Below are 16,404 nucleotides of genomic sequence, written 5' to 3'. Positions count from 1 at the left end.
CAATCATGCGCTTGCGGCGCATCCTGGATGGCGTGATCGAAAAATGAACACGCGATGGGTGAAGCTGTCCCAGCCGTTCCTGGAGAAAACCCGTCATGCGAATCGCCGCGATCCGACTGCTGCTGCCCGCCGTCCTGCTGATGGCCGGCTGCCAACCTGATGCGTCGCCAGTCGAGGTCTCCGATGGCGCGACATCCGCATCAGATGCCGAGGCACCTGATGCAGACGCAGAAGGCGATGTGGTCGTGTCGACCAATGAACCGTTCTGGCAGGCGCGCTTCGAGCGTGGTGCGATCGTGCTGAGCGGTCTGGATGAATCCGGTCGGTTGTTCCCGGATGTGCGCAGTTCGATGACCGCGGACGGCCTGCGCCTGGATGCATCCGACGCGACCGGCGACATCGTCATGATCGTGCGCCGCATGCGCTGCGAAGACGATATGTCCGGGGCCCGCTTCCCGATGACCGGCCTGTTGACGATCGATGGTCGCGGCCCGTTCCGTGGCTGCGCGCGGCCTGCGTCGATGCCGCCGCCGACCCCGCCGGACGAAACGGGTGACACGCCGGCATCGACTGCGATGCCCGCGCGCTTCCTGGGACATTGGGAAGCCAGCGCGGAGGCCTGCGGGTCAAACGGCAGCGAGCTGGTGCTGCACATCGAGCCCGAAGTGCTGCGGTTCTACGAGAGCACCGTCACGCCGGTGACGGTGCGGACTCCTGATGTCGACACGGTCCAGCTTGAAGGCCGGTATGAAGGCGAAGGCGACACCTGGAACGAGACACGGACGTTAACGCTCGATGGCCCTGATGGGCTGCTCGTTGAAGACGCGATGGGCAACGTCACGCGTCGCGTGCGCTGCGATGCCTGAGCGACAACGCGGCTGGCGACGTGACCGCCGTCAGGCCGTCCCGATTCCTTCGATGTCGCGTACGTCGCCCACCCAGATGTAATGCGGGATGTCCGGGTGCTCCAGATCGTCGAGCCGCAACCGTGCGTTGTGGCCTTCATCGCCATCGCTGTTGCGGAAAATCTCCAGCGTCGGCCGGGCCGACACCGTGCCTCGGACGACGGTGCCGTCGTCGAGCGTGACCCGCACGCGGGCCTCGTCGTCGAGCAGCACGATGCGCTGTTCGATCGCAACGAGGTCCTCGCGGCTGGTGAAGATGCGTGGGGGCGTCTGGCTCATCGGAACACTCCTTCAGGACGTGCGCCCATGCTCGCGCGATGCGCGCAACATGCCGTGACGACGCGGCGCAATCGATCTGACACGTACTAACAGCCGGACGCGCCGTCGTTCAGGCGTCGAGAGCAGGGCGCAGCAAGCGGTCGTATTCGGTCCGCACGACGCCGTAGCACTCGCAGGTGCGCGCCACCAGACATTCGCGGTCCAGCACCTGGATCACGCCGCGGCTGTAGCGGATGCAGCCTTCTTCCTGCAGACGTCGCGCCGCCTCGGTAATGCCCTCGCGGCGCACGCCCAGCAGGTGCGCGATCTGCTCCTGGGTCATCTTGATCTCCACCGAACCCACCCGGTCGTTGACCAGCAGCAGCCAGCGCGACAACTGCTTGTCGACGGTGTGGTGCCGGTTGCAGACGCCGGTCATGGCAGTGTGGGTCATCAGTGCCTGGAAATAGCGCAGCAGGATCTCCTGGAACGCGCCGCCCCGCTGGAACTCCTTGACGGCGAATTCGCCGCGCAACGCCAGCGCCTCGCCGCCCACCTTGACCACGGCGCGCGTAGGCACGCTGCGCGCACCCGTGAGCAGGCCCACGCCGACCATGCCCTCGTTGCCGACCATCGCGAATTCGCTGGTGTCGCCGCTTTCCAGCGCATACATCAAGGAGACGATGCCCTCGCGCGGGAAATAGATCGTCGTCTGGGCCACATTGGCCTCGTGCAGCACCTTGCCGGCCGGCATGTCGACCAGCTGCATTTCATCGCCGACGCGATCACAGACGTCGTCGGGCAGGTCCTGCAGCAATCCATTGAGCGGCGCCCAGGGCGCTTTCTTCTTCATGCGCAGTAAAAGATCCATCGATGAACGAGTGTGGATTTTCCAGCCTGAATGCGGTGCCGTATGTACGGCACCGCGCATACAGCTTCTGACGCTATGTGCGATTTCGCACAGACCCTGTACGGGTCTCCTTCACATGCTAACGACACGGTGTGGCGCGCAACCGGGCCCCGATCGCACCGCCCCACAGGATGCCGACGTGAACGCAGACGACGTCGAGTTGTGCCGGATCTACGGACAGATGTCCCGGGAGTATCTGAGTGCGCGATCGTGGCGGGAGTGCGAAGCCGAGCTTCAGGCTGGCTGGATACGTCTGCGACGCGATCCGCAGATGACCTGGGAGGACGCCGCGCCGCTGGTTCGTACGTTCTGGGAGCTTACGCCGGCGATTCCCGACGATCCCTGAAGGCCTCAATCTTCGCGTCCTGCGGCGAGATGCGTCCCGTCTTCGTCGATCGACAGATGCATCTCGATCGGGCGGCAGCACACAGGACAGTCCTCGATGTAGTCGGCGTCGCCGGCGCTGGCGTCGACCAACGTCTCGAAACGTTCTCCGCACCAAGGGCACTGCAATCTGGCGACGTCCTGCATGTATTGACGATGCCCGGTTGCGCGTACGCATCCCGTGAGCCCGCGTTTTCACGTTGCGGGCAGACGCTGTCGGCGACCGTAGAAGGCTCAGTCAAAGCCGGAGCCCGCCATGACCGATTCGTATCCGACGTTCACGCCTTACAAGGCGCCTGCAGGCGGGTGGGGCTCGGTGCGGTCGCTGTTGCGCTACGGCACCGGCGATGGGGCGCAGACCGTCGAAGGCACACGCCAGTTGCAACGGCAGAACAAGGTCGACGGTTTTGCCTGCGTCAGCTGCTCATGGGCGAAGCCCGCCGAGCCTCACAAGTTCGAGTTCTGCGAGAACGGCGCCAAGGCGACCATGTGGGAACTCGATACGCGACGGGCCGATGCCGCGTTCTTCGAGGCTCACACGGTCAGTGAACTGCTGACCTGGGCCGACCACGATCTCGAAGCGGCGGGCAGGCTGGTCGAACCCATGCGTTACGACGCCGCGCGTGATCGCTATGTGCCGGTCTCGTGGGAAGACGCATTCGCGATCGCGGGCCGCGTGCTGCGCGACATGTCGCCGGAGCGGGCCGTCTTCTACGCATCGGGCCGCGCGTCACTGGAAACTTCGTACATGTACGCGCTGCTGGCGCGCCTGTACGGCAACAACAATCTGCCCGACAGTTCGAACATGTGCCACGAGAGCACCTCGGTGGGCCTGCCGCGTAGCATCGGCGTACCGGTTGGTACCGTGCTTCTGGAAGATTTTGACCACTGCGACTGCATCCTGTCCTTCGGGCAGAACGTGGGCGTGAACAGTCCGCGCATGCTGCATCCCCTGCAGGAAGCCGCGCGACGCGGCGCCGAGATCATCACCTTCAATCCGCTGTATGAGCGCGGCTGGGAGCGCTTCACCAACCCGCAGGAACCGCTGGCCATGGCGACCGGCGCATCGACCCGGATCAGCAACGCGTACTTCCCGGTCCGTGCGGGCGGCGACATCGCGCTGATGCAGGGCCTGGCGCGCGCGCTGCTTGATCTCGATGACGCCGCGCAGGCCGAGGGGCGCGCCCGCGTGCTCGATGTCGGTTTCATCGACACCCACACCAACGGCTTCGAGGCGTTCGAGGCCTGGCTGCGCACGGCGGACTGGTCCGACATCGAGCGCGAGAGCGGCCTGTCGCGCGCCGACATCGAAGGGGTGGCCGGTGTCTATGCGCAGGCGGAGTCGTCGATCCTGATCTACGGCATGGGGCTCACCCAGCATCGCCACGGCGTCGACAACGTGCGCATGGTCTGCAATCTCGCGCTGATGCGCGGCAACGTCGGCCGACCCGGCGCCGGCATCTGTCCGGTGCGCGGGCATTCGAATGTGCAGGGCCAGCGCACCGTCGGCATCTCGGAAAAGCCCGAGCTTGTGCCGCTCGATACGCTGGCCGCGCAGTACAGCTTCGAGCCGCCGCGTGAGAAGGGGCTCGACACGGTCGGCACGGTCGAGGGCATTCTCGACGGCAGCGTTGAGGCCTTCATTGGCCTGGGCGGTAATTTCTCGCGGGCCGCGCCCGATACCGGCAGGCTCGAGCCGGCCTGGCGGGGCCTCGCGCTGAGCCTGCAGATCGCGACGCATCTCAACCGCAACCACTTGCTGTGCGGACGCGAGACGCTGTTGCTGCCGTGCCTGGGGCGTCTCGAGGAAGACGTGCAGAACGGCGTGGCGCAGCGCGTCAGCATCGAGGACAGCACCACCTGCATCCACGCGTCGTTCGGCACCAGTCCAGCCGCCGGCCCGATGCTGCGTTCCGAGCCCGCAATCGTCGCTGCGCTCGCGCAGGCGATCCTGCCGCCCGAGCGGACCGCCTGTGCGCCGTGGCGGGACTGGGTCGACGATTACGCGCGCGTGCGCGATGCGATCGAAGCCACCTATCCCGACCAGTTCCGCGATTTCAATGCGCGCCTGCACACCCCGGGGGGCTTCCCGCGCCCGGTCGCCGCACGCGAACGGCGCTGGACGACCGACAGCGGCAAAGCCGAATTCCACGTCCCCGACGTGCTGTGCGCGACCGGTTTCGAAGACAAGGCAGGGCGCTACCGCCTGCTGACGGTACGTAGCAACGACCAGTTCAACACCACCGTCTACGGCTACCACGACCGTTTCCGCGGTATCGACGGGACCCGCCGCGTGGTGCTGATGAATGCCGACGACATCGCCGAACTCGGCCTGGACGACGGTGAACAGATCACGCTTGCTGCGGATTTCGATGGCGATGCCGAGGTTCGCGAGGTCGGCGGCCTGCGCGCGATCCCGTATCGCATTCCGCGCGGCTGCATCGCCGCGTATTACCCGGAATGCAATCCGCTGATCCCGGTGTCGCACCACGCGATCGACAGCCATGTGCCCGCGGGCAAGTCGGTGCCGGTGCGTGTCGTGCGCGGCGGCAATGCCCCGGTGCCGCCGGGGCCTGCGCCGGGTTGAGGGTCGGTCGGCGCCGTATGCGGAAGACAGCGGCTGATGATCTGCGGGGCATGCGGTGCCCTCGCGGCTCTCAACGCAGCTCGCGCAGGGTCGCTCTGACTGCGGCGCAGCACGCGTGCTGATGCGGGCGCCGACACGAATGGTATCGGCGTCGGTCTGACAAGACGTTGCGTAGGCCGGTGGACGGACGCATCCGCAGCGGATCCGAACAGCCCGCCTGTCTGCGCCACAGCCGGCTCGCAGCTCCAGTGGGAAACTACGTCGCTTCGTCTCGTTGCCTGCACCCGCAAGGCAGCTCGACAGCGGCATCCGGTGCCCTGCGTCGATGCAATCGAGGGAAGGTCCGAGTAACTGCCGTCATCCTCGCGAAGGCGGGGATCCAGTGATTTCAAGCCTTTGAAAACCAAAGACGCTGGATGCCCGCCTGATCGGCATGCGTCCGTTGAAAGCCGCGGGAATGACGGCCAGAAGCGGAATCGTTCAGACCTTCCGTAAGTGCTGTTGGCGCACTCTTTGGACTCGGGATCGAAACCGTTTACGACGCAAGCGCCGTGCCCCGGCGTCGGAGCGACCGGCGCCCATTCTGACGATTCCTGTCTGTAATCCGGATGGCGACCTGCGAGGATCGCCGTCCAGAGATCTAGACCTGCATCTGCACCGCCGCCCGGGCTTACAACATCGCCAGTTCGACGTTGCTGAGCGTCTTGCCGTAATGCTGGCGCAGGCGCAGCTTGCGCTCGAGGTCGTCGAGAATGCGGCCCGAGAAATCGAGCCCGGTCAGCTCTTCGAGCATGTTGATGCCGCCGGGCGTGTCGACATTCACTTCCATCAGCTTGTCACCGACGATGTCGAGGCCGACGAAGTACATGCCGTCGCGGATCAGCTTGGGCGCGACCAGTTCGGCCAGGCGCAGGGCATCGGCGTCGGGCTTTGCCATTTCATACTTGCCGCCGGCACTGATGTTGCTGCGCGCATCGCCGCTGTCGTTGTAGCGGCGGATGCAGGCGTAGGTGCCGTCAACCTCGAGTGGGCGGCCGTTGAGCATCAGCAGGCGCAGGTCGCCGTCCTTGGCCTTTGGCAGATATTCCTGCGCGATCGCATAGCCATCGCGCAGCACCGCGTCGATCATCTGGTTGAGATTGCCGCCGCTCTCGGGCGTGACCACGAAGACGCTCTGGCCACCCGAGCCCTGCAGCGGTTTGATGACGCCATACCCGTCGCGCGCCTCGATGAAGGCCTTGATCTCCTCGACATCGCGGCTGATGCAGGTGACCGGCCGGACTTCCTCAGGAAAATGCTGGAAGTAGGTTTTGTTGGAAGCATCGGTGAGATGCATCGGGTCGTTGACGACCAGCGCCCGCTTGAGCGCACTGAGCTGGGCGAACAGCAGGCTGCTGCCCGGTGCCCAGGGCCGCTCGACCATCTCGTCGGCGGGATCGCTGCGCAGCATCAGCACGTCGAGGTCATCGACTGAAATCCGCTCGGTCGGGCAGCCGTCGGACTGCAGATCGGCGAGCAGGGCCGCGTCGTCGGCGTAGTCCTTGCCGCAGGGCATATGGGCACAGGCACGTACCGTGCCGTCGGCGTCGTAGGTGAAATCGGCAAGGCCGATCAGCGCGATCTCATGACCGCGCGACAGCGCGCGGCGGGCCAGACGGATCGTGGTGTAGTTGTCCTGCTCGGTGTCGACGTCATTGACGACAAAGCCGAAGCGCAGGGGATGTCCGTCGGTCATGCAGCATGCTCCGTGGGGCGGTGGGTGTGGAAAAGGCGTTCGACCGGGGTGCGTCGGCAGGCGTCGAGCCGGGTGCGGAAATCGTCATGGGCGGCGTAGCGGGGCAACAGCACCGGCGGCACGATCCAGCCGTCGTCGACCAGTGCCTCCAGCAGTTCGAGCTGCGGCAGAGCGAACTTGCCCAGAAACAGCGCATCGAACTCGCCACCGGCCTCCAGATAGGCGAGCAGGTCGCGCAGACCGCGCAGGTAGACGGCGTCCTTGGTCAGCCCGCCGCCGCGCCGCGCGCGTACGGCGACATCGAAGGCGTCGTCGGTCGGCAGCCCATGTGTTTCATGCAGGCAGGCGAAGATCGCCGGAAGCTGTTCGCCGTTGGCCGCCATCGAGGTCGCGACCACGCGCGCGGCCAGGATCCGCAGCCGTTCGCCGGGCAGGTAGCCGGCGAGGAACTCGCCGAGCACTCCAAGGCCTTCCTGCATCGGGTCGTAATGCGCCAGCCCGACTTCGAGCTGGCGCAGTGCCTGCTGCCGTCCGTTGTGCCGGGTCACGACATGCGTGCCGATCTCATGCTGGATCAGGGGCTGCACGCGGGCGCGCGGCAGGCGGATGTTGCCGTCGATATAGAAGGTGCCGTGCGAGACCATCAGCATCGAACTGATGTCTGTATCGACGACGACATCGATATGGAAATCCGGTGCCTGCGCGCGATACCAGGCGATCTCGGCGTCGACCTGGCTGCGCACCTCGTCGATGCCGCAGTCGGCAGACAAGGGTTCGCCGCTGCCGACCGTGGCGAGGATGCGCTCGGCGAGTTCCACCAGTTCCGGCTCCACCGCGCCGAACAACGCGACGCTGGCATCGACGAAGCCCGGTTGGTCGCGCTGCTCGACCAGGTCGATCATGCGGCCGAGTTCGGCCTGCTTTTCGGCCAGCAGCGTTTGCAGCGGCGGCGGCTCGATCTCGCCAACGGGCAGGGCGTCGAGCGCGCGACGGGTTTCGGTCAGATCGGTATCGAGGTCGACATAGCGCAGCGTGGGCTCGAGCGTGCGGCCGGAGGCTTCAAAGGCGTTCCACAGGCCGACACCATCGAGGGGCGACAGCGCGAGCAGCCAGTCGAGTCGCGCATCGAGCACGGCCAGCGACGCGTCCACGCGCGCGGCCACCGGCGGCAACGGTCGGGCGACCGGCCGCCGGGCAACACCCGCGCTCACTTGAGGAACTCCGGACGCACGGCGTCGACCGCGTGTGACAGGCCGTCGCGCAGGGCGTACAGCGCGGAGATGTCCGCCTGACCGCTCCATTCGTCCATGAAGATCTTTTTGTACTCGGGCGAGATCGTGCAGACACGATCCCCCCAGTGCGCATAGACCCATTCGGGAAAGTGTCCGCCGGTCGGGAAGCGCACGTTGCAACGCACGTCCGGCAACGCCCCGCGCACAGGATGGCGGCGCAGCACGTTGGCGAAACGCCGGGCGGTATCGCCCCAGCGTCCCGGATCCAGCGTGGTGATGCCCAGCTCGATATCCGGGTTGTCGTCCTGGGCCGCGGGCGCGGCATCGGGTCCGTCGCGGCGGTGGTTGTAGCTGTGGATGTCGATCAACAGCGCGCTGCCCCAGCGGGCCACGGTGCGGTCGATCAGCTCGCCGATCATGTCGTAGAAGCGGTCGTGCAGGGCCAGCGAGGTCTCGCGCTCGACATCGTCGAGCGGCGTGGCCCACACATCGAGTCCCCAGCAGGCGTCGGGACTGGTGTAGACGGCCTCGGCGCGCGGACGGTTGAGGTCGACCTCGAATCGCGACTGGCGCACCCGCAGGCGCGCATCGCCGACCTGGGTCAAAAAACTGGTGAGGGGGTCCTCCTCGCGCCAGCGCGCATCGTCATCGAGCGCGACGCGGGCACGCAGCGACTGGCGCAGCGCGTGGCCATCGTGGATCGCAGTGGCGATGACGGGGCCATCGGCAACAGACAGCTCCCAGGCGTCGACGTGCTCGAGCAGCGCTGGCGGCGTGGTGTCGGAGAACAGCGGGGCGGGTGCGGAACGGCGTATATCAGGCATGGCGCGCATGCTCGCAATCCGGGAATGATGCGGTCGTGACCACATTGGGACCCGGCGTTGACACCTGTTTAACCTACAATCGCGCCTCACTCGCGCAGACCCTTTCTTATGGCGCCCAAGGCCACCGTCTACAAAGCCGAACTCCAGGTCACCGACATGGACCGGCATTACTACGCCTCGCACGACCTCGTGCTGGCGCAGCACCCGTCGGAAACAGAGGCGCGTCTGATGGTGCGGTTGATCACCTTCGCGCTGTTCGCCGAGGAGCGCCTGGAATTCGGCCGCGGCCTCAGCAACGAAGAAGAACCCGACCTGTGGCGCCGCGACTACACCGGTGACATCGAGCAGTGGATCGATCTCGGCCAGCCGGACGAGAGCCGCATCCGCAAGGCCAGCGGCCGCGCGCGTCATGTCGTGGTGGTCAACTACAGCGGCAATGCGGCGCAGATCTGGTGGGACCGGATCGCGAACTCGCTGACACGCCTGAAGAATCTCACCGTGGTCGATCTCGAACCCGCGAAAATCGAGGAAGCGGTCGGCCTCCTGCAGCGGAGCATGCGCCTGACCGCGATGATCCAGGACGGGGAACTGCAGCTGATGAGCGAATCGGAAACGGTCACGATGACGCCGGTCTGGCGGGTGCGTCCGGCGGAGAGTTGATTCGCATCTTTTCCAGTTGCCGCGATGCCAGCACCTCTCCCCTTCGGGAGAGAGCCTGAGCCGGGGTCGACGCGCAAAGCGCGTCGGGTGAGGGTTAGGCTTTGCAGCTGAAGCCCTCAAAGCCCCCTCATCCGCCCTCCGGGCACCCCGTATCAAGTACGGGCCAGGCTCTTCCCCCCAAAGGGGGAAGAGAAAAGGCGGGCGCAGCGCAAGCCCGCCTCACCCTTGAATCGTGCCGCCATGACCTCCGCCCGTTGCCCCGGCGGCCGCCGCTGGCTAAGGTCGCGGCTTGCCAGGTTCTTTCGGATGTCCGCATGCCGCTACGCCGTCCCGCCACCGCCGCGCTCGTTGCCGGCCTCGCGCTTTCCGCCACTGTGACCGCACACGCCGATGAGGGCATGTGGATGCCAAGCCAGCTGCCCGACATCGCCAAGCCGATGCGCGAAGCGGGTTTCCGCGGTCGCGCCGATGCATTGGCCGACGTCACCGCGCCGCCGCTCAGCGCCGTGGTCAAGGTCGGGGGTGGCACCGGTGCCTTCGTCTCTGATGAAGGTCTGCTGCTGACCAACCACCACGTCGCCTACGGCGTGATCCAGTACAACAGCAGCGCCGAGCACAACATCATCGACGGCGGGTTCATCGCGGACGGCCGCGCCGACGAGCGTCCCTCGAATCCCGATTTCCGTGTGCTGGTGACGGTCGGTTTCGACAAGGTCACCGACGAAGTGCTGGCCGAAGCACGCGGCAAGACGGGTCGCGCGTATTTCGATGCGGTGGACGCCGCCGGCAAGCGCATCGTGGCCAAGTGCGAGCAGTCGGGCGAGGTGCGTTGCAGCGTCGCCAACATGTATTACGGCACCGATTTCTACCGCATCCGCCAGCTCGAGCTGCGCGACGTGCGCTTGGTCTATGCGCCACCGCGCGCGATTGGCAACTACGGCGACGAGATCGACAACTTCATGTGGCCGCGCCACACCGGCGATTTCACCCTGCTGCGCGCCTACGTCGGCCGTGACGGCAAGCCGGCCGACTACAGCGCCGACAACGTGCCCTACGCGCCGCCGGCGCATCTGCAGATCGCCCGCGGCGGCCTGCATGCGGGCGATTACGCAATGCTGGCGGGTTATCCGGGCACGACGTTCCGTCACCGCACCGCGGCCGAATTCGATGCCCAGGTCGCACGCGTGCTGCCGCAGCGCGTGGCGGTCTTCGATGCGTTGATCGATGCGGTCGAGACCGCAGGCCAGGACGATGCGGACATCCGCACGCGCTACGCCTCGCAGCTGCAGTCGCTGAAAAACAACCGCAAGCGCGCCGCCGGTGAGCTCGAAGGCGTGCTGCGCAGCGATGCAGTGCGCCTGCGCGGCGAGGACGAGGCCGCGATGCTGGCCGCGACGCGCGGCGAAGACGCTGCCGACATCACCACGCTGCAGGCGATCCTCGGACAGGCCGATGACGCCGCCGCGCGCGACCAGCTATTGACGCTCGTCGCCAGCCAGACCCAGCTGCTGCGCTCGGCGCTGCTGCTCGAACGCCTGCGCATCGAATCGGCGAAGCCCGACGATGCCGCGCGCGAGAGTGGCTACCAGCAGCGTGACCATGCCCTGATCGAAGGCGTGCTGCGCCAGGCGCAGCGTCGGTACGCGCCGTCCGCGGAGAAGGCGCTGCTTTCGGTCCTGGTCGGACGCTACCAGCAGTTGCCGGACGCGCAGCGCCTGCCGGCCTTCGATGCCGCGTTCGGCCGCACACCGGAATCGCTGAAGACGGCGTTGGACACGGTCTATGCGCGCACCACATTGGGCGAGGAGACCGAGCGCCTGTCGCGCTTCTCCGATGCCCGCGCCGGCCGTCCTCTGGCCGACGATCCGCTGCTCGCGCTGGCCGCGCAGCTGGTCGCCGCCCAGCTCGAAGCCGAGGACGCGCGCAAGACCCGCGAAGGCGAACAGCTGCGACTGCGGCCGGCCTACATGCGCGCCCTGTTCGCATGGCGCGCGCAGCAGGGGCGTGCGGTGTATCCGGATGCCAACGGCACGCTGCGCGTGAGCTACGGCCGCGTCGAAGCGCTGGCGCCGCGTGACGCGGTGGCGTTCTCGCCGGTGACCACCGTCGCCGGCATCGTCGAGAAGCACACCGGGCAGGTGCCGTTCGACGCACCGCAGCCGCTGCTCGACGCAATCGCCAAGGGGGATTTCGAAGGCACCGCCGAAGCCTCGCTCGGCACCCAGCCGGTGAACTTCCTGACCAATCTCGATACTACCGGCGGCAACTCCGGCTCGCCGGTGCTCAACGCGCGCGGCGAGCTGGTCGGCCTGAACTTCGACAGCAACTGGGAGTCGGTCAGCGCCAGTTGGTGGTTCGATCCGCGCTACAAGCGCGCCATCCACGTCGACATGCGCTACATGCGCTGGCTGATGGCCAAGGTGTACCCGGCGCCCGCATTGCTCGAGGAAATGGGGCTGCCGACGCGATGATGCCGTCCGCCGGTCGGGTGCCGTTCGGGCGCGCGGCCGGCGCAGGCCGCACAATGTCCGGCCAATTCCGAAAGCCCATCGCGCCATGAAGATCCCGCAGGGACTGCAGCCACTGATCGAGGACGGCATCATCGATGCGGTGCTGCGACCGCTCAAGAGCGGCAAGGAGGCCTCGGTCTATGTCGTCCAGGTCGGCGACGAGGTGCGTTGCGCGAAGGTCTACAAGGACATGGCGCAGCGCAGTTTCCAGGCCCGCGTGCAGTACCAGGAGGGCCGCAAGGTCCGCGGCAGCCGCGAGCAGCGTGCGATGGGCAAGGCGACCAAGTTCGGTCGCCGCGAGCAGGAAGCCGCGTGGAAGACCACCGAGGTCGACGCGCTCTACGCTCTGGCCGACGCCGGGGTGCGCGTGCCGCAGCCTCACGGTTTCTTCCACGGCGTGCTGCTGATGGACCTGGTCACCGATGCCGAGGGCTTCAGCGCGCCGCGTCTGGCCGATGTGGACCTCGAGCCCGACCAGGCACGCGAATGGCACCTGATGCTGGTGCGCGACGTGGTGCGGATGCTGGTGCTGGGCATGGTCCACGGGGATCTGTCCGAGTACAACGTGCTGGCGACGCCGGACGGCCCGGTGCTGATCGATTTTCCGCAGGTCGTCAGCGCTGCCGGCAACAATTCCGCGCGGGAGATGCTGCTGCGCGACGTGCACAACATTCGCGACACGCTGGCGCGCTTCGCACCGGAAATCGCCGACACGCATTACGGCGAAGAGATGTGGGCGCTGTACGAGGCCGGCGACCTGCAACCCGACACGCCGCTGACCGGCAACTTCGTGTTCGATACCCGCAAGGCCGACACCGGCGCGATCCTGTGGTCGATCGAGGATGCGCGCCAGGAAGCGGTCATCCGTCAGCAGGGCCGCGAAGAGGCCGATGCGGCCGAATGACGGCGTGGCGATCGCATGAGCCGTCCGCGGTTCCCGCCACAGGGCGGCGTGCCGGCAAGCCGGCTACAGTTGCCGCCGGGCCCCTGGCGTACCGTGTTCGATGCGCTAGTCGCGCGGTTTCCGCAAGTGGACGCATCCACATGGCGGAACCGCATCGCCCGGGGCAAGGTGCTCGACGCGCACGGCGAGCCAATCACGCTGGAGACGCCGCATCGCGTCGGCGCCGAGATCGGCTATTACCGGGAAGTTGTCGATGAGCCGGTGATCGATGCCGTCGAACGTCTCCTGCATGTCGATGACCACCTCGTGGTCGCCGACAAGCCGCACGGCCTGCCGGTCGCGCCGACCGGCGCTTTCGTCACCCAGACCCTGTTGACGCGGTTGGTGGCGACGCTCGGCAATCCGGATCTCGTGCCGCTGCACCGGATCGATCGCGGCACGGCCGGGCTGGTGCTGTTCTCGGCCAGTCCCTCAAGTCGCGCGCGCTACCAGGCGCTGTTCCGCGAATCGCGCATCCGCAAAACCTATGAAGCGTTGGCGCCGCCATTGCCGGATCTCGTCTTTCCGCTGACGCGCCGCAGCCGTATCGAACGCGGAGACCCGTTCTTCCGCATGTGCGAGACCGACGGCACGCCGAACAGCGAGACGCACATCGATGTGCGCCAACACGGCGCCAAACTATGGCGCTATGCGTTGTCACCGGTCAGCGGGCGCAAGCACCAGCTGCGCGTACACATGGCCGCGCTCGGCGCGCCGATCCTGCACGACCCCTGGTATCCGACGTTGCAGGACGAGGCTGACGAAACTCGCCCCCCGCTGCAGCTGCTGGCCCGCGCGCTCGCGTTCGAGGATCCGCTTGATGGGCGTCTGCGTCGTTTCGAATCGGGATTCTTGCTCATGGAAGCGCTGGATTAGATCGGCCGTCAGGTTCACGCGGCGACCCAAACGCATCGCGGCCAAGGCCGCTCCTACAGAAGAGCGGGTCTTCCTGTAGGAGCGCGCTCGCGCGCGAACGGGGCTGCACGCAGAACTGGATTCGGTCGGCCGCCAGGTTCGCGCGCCGGCGCCAGAAGCATCGCGGCCGAGGCCGCTCCTACAGGAAAGCGGGTCTGTCCTGTAGGAGCGCGCTCGCGCGCGAACGGGGCTGCACGCAGAACTGGATTCATCGGCCGCCAGGTTCGCGCGCCCACGCGAGAAGCATCGCGGCCAAGGCCGCTCCTACAAGAAAGCGGGCCTGTTCTGTAGGAGCACGCTCGCGCGCGAACGGGCCTGCACGCGCAGAACTGGATTCATCGGCCACCAGGTTCGCGCGCCCACGCCAGAAGCATCGCGGCCAAGGCCGCTCCTACAGAAACGCGGGTCTGTCCTGTAGGAGCGCGCTCGCGCGCGAATGGGCTTCACACGCAAAACCGCTCAACCTGTGGCGTGCCCAGCCTTGCTCAGGCAGCGCCCACGTCGCGCCTTACCCAAGCCAGCACCCCATCCACTGCGACCGCGGCACTCGCCCAACATGCGGTCAACAGATATCCGCCGGTCGGCGCCTCCCAGTCAAGCATCTCGCCGGCAACGAATACGCCGGGCAGTGCATCGAGCATCAACGCGTCGTCGGTCGCCTCCAGACGTACGCCGCCTGCGCTGCTGATCGCTTCGGCGATCGGACGCGGGGCCTGCAGCCGCAGCGGCAGACGCTTGATCGCCGCTGCCACGCGTGCCGGGTCGTCGAGTGCGGCGCGGTCGAGCAGTTCGAACAGCAACGCGGTCTTCGCGGCATCGAGACCAGTCGCGCGGCGCAGATGCTCGCCGATGCTGCGGCGGCCGCGCGGGCGCGACAGATCGGTCTGCAGGCGCTCAAGATCGCGTCCCGGCGCCAAATCCAGTTCCAGCAGCGCGCTGCCGTCGCGCGCGATCGTGTCGCGCAGCGTGCCCGAGATCGCGTAGATCGCGCTGCCTTCGATGCCGGTCGTCGTCAGCACGCATTCGCCCTGCAGCGCATGCGGCGTGCCGTCGAGCCCGGTCCAGTGAAGCACGACCGGTTTCAGCGGCGCGCCCGCGTGGCGCTCGGTGAGATGCGCGCTCCAGCCGATGTCGAATCCGCAGTTCGCCGACAACAGCGGTGCGACGTCCACGCCGCGTGCCGACAGCACCGGCTGCCAGCGTCCATCGGAGCCGAGCTGCGGCCAGCTGGCGCCGCCCAGTGCGAGCAGCGTGGCATCGGCCACATGGGTCGCGCTGCCATCGGGCGTCTCGAACACGAGCGCGCCCGAATCGTTCCAGCCCGTCCAGCGATGCTGCACGTGGAAGCGCACCCCGTCCTCGCGCAATTGCCGCACCCAGCCGCGCAACATTGGCGCGGCCTTGCGGTCGTCAGGAAACACGCGCCCGGAGCTGCCGACGAAGGTCGGCACGCCGCGCGCGGCGGCCCAGTCACGCAGGGCCTGTGCATCGAAGCGGTCGAGCCAGCCACCCACCGCCGCTTCGCGCGCGCCGTAGCGTGCATCGAATGCGGGACGCGGTTCGGAATGCGTGAGGTTCAGGCCGCCCTTGCCGGCGATCAGGAACTTGCGCCCGACCGAACCCTTGGCTTCGAACAGATCGACGTCCAGCCCCGCCGCCCGCGCGCGTTCGGCGGCGAACAGTCCTGCCGGCCCGCCACCGACGATGGCGAGCCGTGGGAGACGCACATCCGACATCTCAGGCGCCTTGCTGGAACGCCAGGATGTAGCCGTTGCAGTCGACGATGCCGAACTCGCGGGCGCCGTAGGGCATGTCCTGCAGCGACCAGGCGAGCTGCGCGCGCCCCTGCACCTGGGCAAAGCAGGCGTCGATGTCGTCGACGGTGAAGTACAGCGTGCCGGTCAGGGTGGGCGCGCGGCTCCAGAGATCGGCGGCGGTGAACACCAGCCGCGCGCCATGACCGGTGATGGTCAAGGTGTCGCCAGCAGAGGCGGAGGCGTCGAAGCCGGGCAGCGCGGCATAGAACGCCCGGGTGCGCTCGAGATCGGTGCAACGCAGCAGCAGGGTCAGGGCCATGGTCGGTCCTCCAGCGGAATCGACGCCATTATGACCGGCGCGCCGATCATCCCGGGTCGACGCGCCGGCTGCTAGCGTGCCGGCACCGTCTGGAAGCGACAAGCAGGAGGCCGTCATGGCCACGGGTTGGGCTGGCGATGGCGCCGTGCAGGATCAGATCGACGCGACGGTCAAGGATGCGATCGAACGTGCCCGCAGCCAGCTGCGCAGCGGGCCGGGCCTGACGCATTGCGAAGAATGCGATGCGCCGATTCCCGAGGCGCGCCGACGCGCCGTGCCGGGCGTCCGGCTGTGCGTGGAATGCCAGGCCGCCCATGACGATGGCGATGCGCACAGCGGCTACAACCGCCGCGGCAGCAAGGACAGCCAACTGCGCTGAAGCATGCCTGCACCACGCATCGACACCTGGCGTGGGATAAGAACGCGCGCCGCAGTTCCGTGGCGCGTGTCCGTTTCTGGAGTGGT

General features: G+C 67.1%; 16 protein-coding genes. 8 read left to right on the top strand and 8 right to left on the bottom strand.

The window, feature by feature from the left end:
* Window positions 1-95 precede the first annotated feature (95 nt).
* On the top strand, window positions 96-866 hold the full coding sequence (locus J2X52_RS05495; RefSeq protein WP_310149865.1) for a hypothetical protein: 771 nt from the start codon (window positions 96-98) through the stop codon (window positions 864-866).
* 30 nt (window positions 867-896) lie between these two features.
* Here J2X52_RS05495 and J2X52_RS05490 read toward each other — a convergent pair whose 3' ends face one another.
* Together J2X52_RS05490 and J2X52_RS05485 are read right to left on the bottom strand one after the other, a co-directional pair.
* Window positions 897-1,184 carry a DUF3247 family protein gene (locus J2X52_RS05490; RefSeq protein WP_310149862.1) on the bottom strand — a complete coding sequence of 96 codons (288 nt, stop codon included), beginning with the start codon at window positions 1,182-1,184 and terminating at the stop codon, window positions 897-899.
* Window positions 1,185-1,293: 109 nt separating this feature from the next.
* Entirely contained in the window at window positions 1,294-2,016 is a 723-nt protein-coding gene (locus J2X52_RS05485; RefSeq protein ID WP_310149859.1) for a Crp/Fnr family transcriptional regulator, read from the bottom strand.
* Between the two features lie 196 nt (window positions 2,017-2,212).
* On the opposite strand from J2X52_RS05485, the gene J2X52_RS05480 reads away from it, so the two are divergent.
* A complete protein-coding gene (locus J2X52_RS05480) occupies window positions 2,213-2,419 on the top strand; it encodes a hypothetical protein (protein WP_310149856.1) in 207 nt (68 codons plus the stop codon).
* Window positions 2,420-2,424: 5 nt separating this feature from the next.
* Here the strand turns inward: J2X52_RS05480 and J2X52_RS05475 are convergent, their stop codons facing one another.
* Complete coding sequence (locus J2X52_RS05475; RefSeq protein WP_310149855.1) at window positions 2,425-2,604, bottom strand: CPXCG motif-containing cysteine-rich protein; 180 nt, start codon at window positions 2,602-2,604, stop codon at window positions 2,425-2,427.
* A gap of 109 nt (window positions 2,605-2,713) precedes the next feature.
* On the opposite strand from J2X52_RS05475, the gene J2X52_RS05470 reads away from it, so the two are divergent.
* Window positions 2,714-5,044: an FdhF/YdeP family oxidoreductase gene (locus tag J2X52_RS05470; protein WP_310149852.1), complete on the top strand. Its 2,331-nt coding sequence runs from the start codon at window positions 2,714-2,716 to the stop codon at window positions 5,042-5,044.
* Between the two features lie 670 nt (window positions 5,045-5,714).
* On the opposite strand, the gene J2X52_RS05465 is transcribed toward J2X52_RS05470, so the two are convergent.
* From J2X52_RS05465 to J2X52_RS05455, 3 genes are read right to left on the bottom strand one after another with little or no spacing between them, the layout of a single operon-like run.
* On the bottom strand, window positions 5,715-6,779 hold the full coding sequence (locus J2X52_RS05465; RefSeq protein ID WP_310149849.1) for a hypothetical protein: 1,065 nt from the start codon (window positions 6,777-6,779) through the stop codon (window positions 5,715-5,717).
* Window positions 6,776-7,990 (bottom strand): tyrosine/phenylalanine carboxypeptidase domain-containing protein, encoded by a 1,215-nt coding sequence (locus J2X52_RS05460; protein WP_310149846.1) that lies wholly within the window; start codon window positions 7,988-7,990, stop codon window positions 6,776-6,778. The genes J2X52_RS05465 and J2X52_RS05460 overlap by 4 nt, the downstream gene beginning before the upstream one ends.
* Window positions 7,987-8,844 (bottom strand): N-formylglutamate amidohydrolase, encoded by an 858-nt coding sequence (locus tag J2X52_RS05455; protein ID WP_310149844.1) that lies wholly within the window; start codon window positions 8,842-8,844, stop codon window positions 7,987-7,989. The genes J2X52_RS05460 and J2X52_RS05455 overlap by 4 nt, the downstream gene beginning before the upstream one ends.
* A gap of 99 nt (window positions 8,845-8,943) precedes the next feature.
* Between J2X52_RS05455 and J2X52_RS05450 the strand changes: the two genes are divergently transcribed.
* The 4 genes from J2X52_RS05450 to J2X52_RS05435 all read left to right on the top strand — a co-directional run bounded on the left by J2X52_RS05450 (window position 8,944) and on the right by J2X52_RS05435 (window position 13,824).
* Window positions 8,944-9,495, top strand: coding sequence for a YaeQ family protein (locus J2X52_RS05450; protein ID WP_310149841.1), 552 nt, complete (start codon window positions 8,944-8,946; stop codon window positions 9,493-9,495).
* A gap of 314 nt (window positions 9,496-9,809) precedes the next feature.
* Window positions 9,810-11,966 (top strand): S46 family peptidase, encoded by a 2,157-nt coding sequence (locus tag J2X52_RS05445; RefSeq protein ID WP_310149838.1) that lies wholly within the window; start codon window positions 9,810-9,812, stop codon window positions 11,964-11,966.
* A gap of 85 nt (window positions 11,967-12,051) precedes the next feature.
* Window positions 12,052-12,909: a PA4780 family RIO1-like protein kinase gene (locus J2X52_RS05440; protein WP_310149836.1), complete on the top strand. Its 858-nt coding sequence runs from the start codon at window positions 12,052-12,054 to the stop codon at window positions 12,907-12,909.
* Between the two features lie 15 nt (window positions 12,910-12,924).
* Window positions 12,925-13,824: a pseudouridine synthase gene (locus tag J2X52_RS05435; protein WP_310149832.1), complete on the top strand. Its 900-nt coding sequence runs from the start codon at window positions 12,925-12,927 to the stop codon at window positions 13,822-13,824.
* Window positions 13,825-14,348: 524 nt separating this feature from the next.
* Here the strand turns inward: J2X52_RS05435 and J2X52_RS05430 are convergent.
* Both J2X52_RS05430 and J2X52_RS05425 read right to left on the bottom strand, forming a co-directional pair.
* Window positions 14,349-15,599 (bottom strand): TIGR03862 family flavoprotein, encoded by a 1,251-nt coding sequence (locus tag J2X52_RS05430; RefSeq protein WP_310149830.1) that lies wholly within the window; start codon window positions 15,597-15,599, stop codon window positions 14,349-14,351.
* 1 nt (window position 15,600) lies between these two features.
* Window positions 15,601-15,939, bottom strand: coding sequence for a VOC family protein (locus J2X52_RS05425; protein WP_310149827.1), 339 nt, complete (start codon window positions 15,937-15,939; stop codon window positions 15,601-15,603).
* A gap of 115 nt (window positions 15,940-16,054) precedes the next feature.
* On the opposite strand from J2X52_RS05425, the gene J2X52_RS05420 reads away from it, so the two are divergent.
* Window positions 16,055-16,318, top strand: coding sequence for a DksA/TraR family C4-type zinc finger protein (locus tag J2X52_RS05420; RefSeq protein WP_310149824.1), 264 nt, complete (start codon window positions 16,055-16,057; stop codon window positions 16,316-16,318).
* Window positions 16,319-16,404 lie beyond the last annotated feature (86 nt).

The sequence above is a fragment of the Luteimonas sp. 3794 genome, assembly GCF_031456825.1.
Taxonomy (GTDB): Bacteria; Pseudomonadota; Gammaproteobacteria; order Xanthomonadales; family Xanthomonadaceae; genus Luteimonas.
This window is presented reverse-complemented; position numbering and strand designations above follow the sequence as displayed.

Bases quoted from the DNA above. Each gene is read 5' to 3' on its own strand.
- J2X52_RS05495 (WP_310149865.1), top strand. From the start codon at position 96: ATGCGAATCGCCGCGATCCGACTGCTGCTGCCCGCCGTCCTGCTGATG.
- J2X52_RS05490 (WP_310149862.1), bottom strand. From the start codon at position 1,184: ATGAGCCAGACGCCCCCACGCATCTTCACCAGCCGCGAGGACCTCGTT.
- J2X52_RS05485 (WP_310149859.1), bottom strand. From the start codon at position 2,016: ATGAAGAAGAAAGCGCCCTGGGCGCCGCTCAATGGATTGCTGCAGGAC.
- J2X52_RS05475 (WP_310149855.1), bottom strand. From the start codon at position 2,604: ATGCAGGACGTCGCCAGATTGCAGTGCCCTTGGTGCGGAGAACGTTTC.
- J2X52_RS05470 (WP_310149852.1), top strand. From the start codon at position 2,714: ATGACCGATTCGTATCCGACGTTCACGCCTTACAAGGCGCCTGCAGGC.
- J2X52_RS05465 (WP_310149849.1), bottom strand. From the start codon at position 6,779: ATGACCGACGGACATCCCCTGCGCTTCGGCTTTGTCGTCAATGACGTC.
- J2X52_RS05455 (WP_310149844.1), bottom strand. From the start codon at position 8,844: ATGCGCGCCATGCCTGATATACGCCGTTCCGCACCCGCCCCGCTGTTC.
- J2X52_RS05450 (WP_310149841.1), top strand. From the start codon at position 8,944: ATGGCGCCCAAGGCCACCGTCTACAAAGCCGAACTCCAGGTCACCGAC.
- J2X52_RS05445 (WP_310149838.1), top strand. From the start codon at position 9,810: ATGCCGCTACGCCGTCCCGCCACCGCCGCGCTCGTTGCCGGCCTCGCG.
- J2X52_RS05440 (WP_310149836.1), top strand. From the start codon at position 12,052: ATGAAGATCCCGCAGGGACTGCAGCCACTGATCGAGGACGGCATCATC.
- J2X52_RS05435 (WP_310149832.1), top strand. From the start codon at position 12,925: ATGAGCCGTCCGCGGTTCCCGCCACAGGGCGGCGTGCCGGCAAGCCGG.
- J2X52_RS05430 (WP_310149830.1), bottom strand. From the start codon at position 15,599: ATGTCGGATGTGCGTCTCCCACGGCTCGCCATCGTCGGTGGCGGGCCG.
- J2X52_RS05425 (WP_310149827.1), bottom strand. From the start codon at position 15,939: ATGGCCCTGACCCTGCTGCTGCGTTGCACCGATCTCGAGCGCACCCGG.
- J2X52_RS05420 (WP_310149824.1), top strand. From the start codon at position 16,055: ATGGCCACGGGTTGGGCTGGCGATGGCGCCGTGCAGGATCAGATCGAC.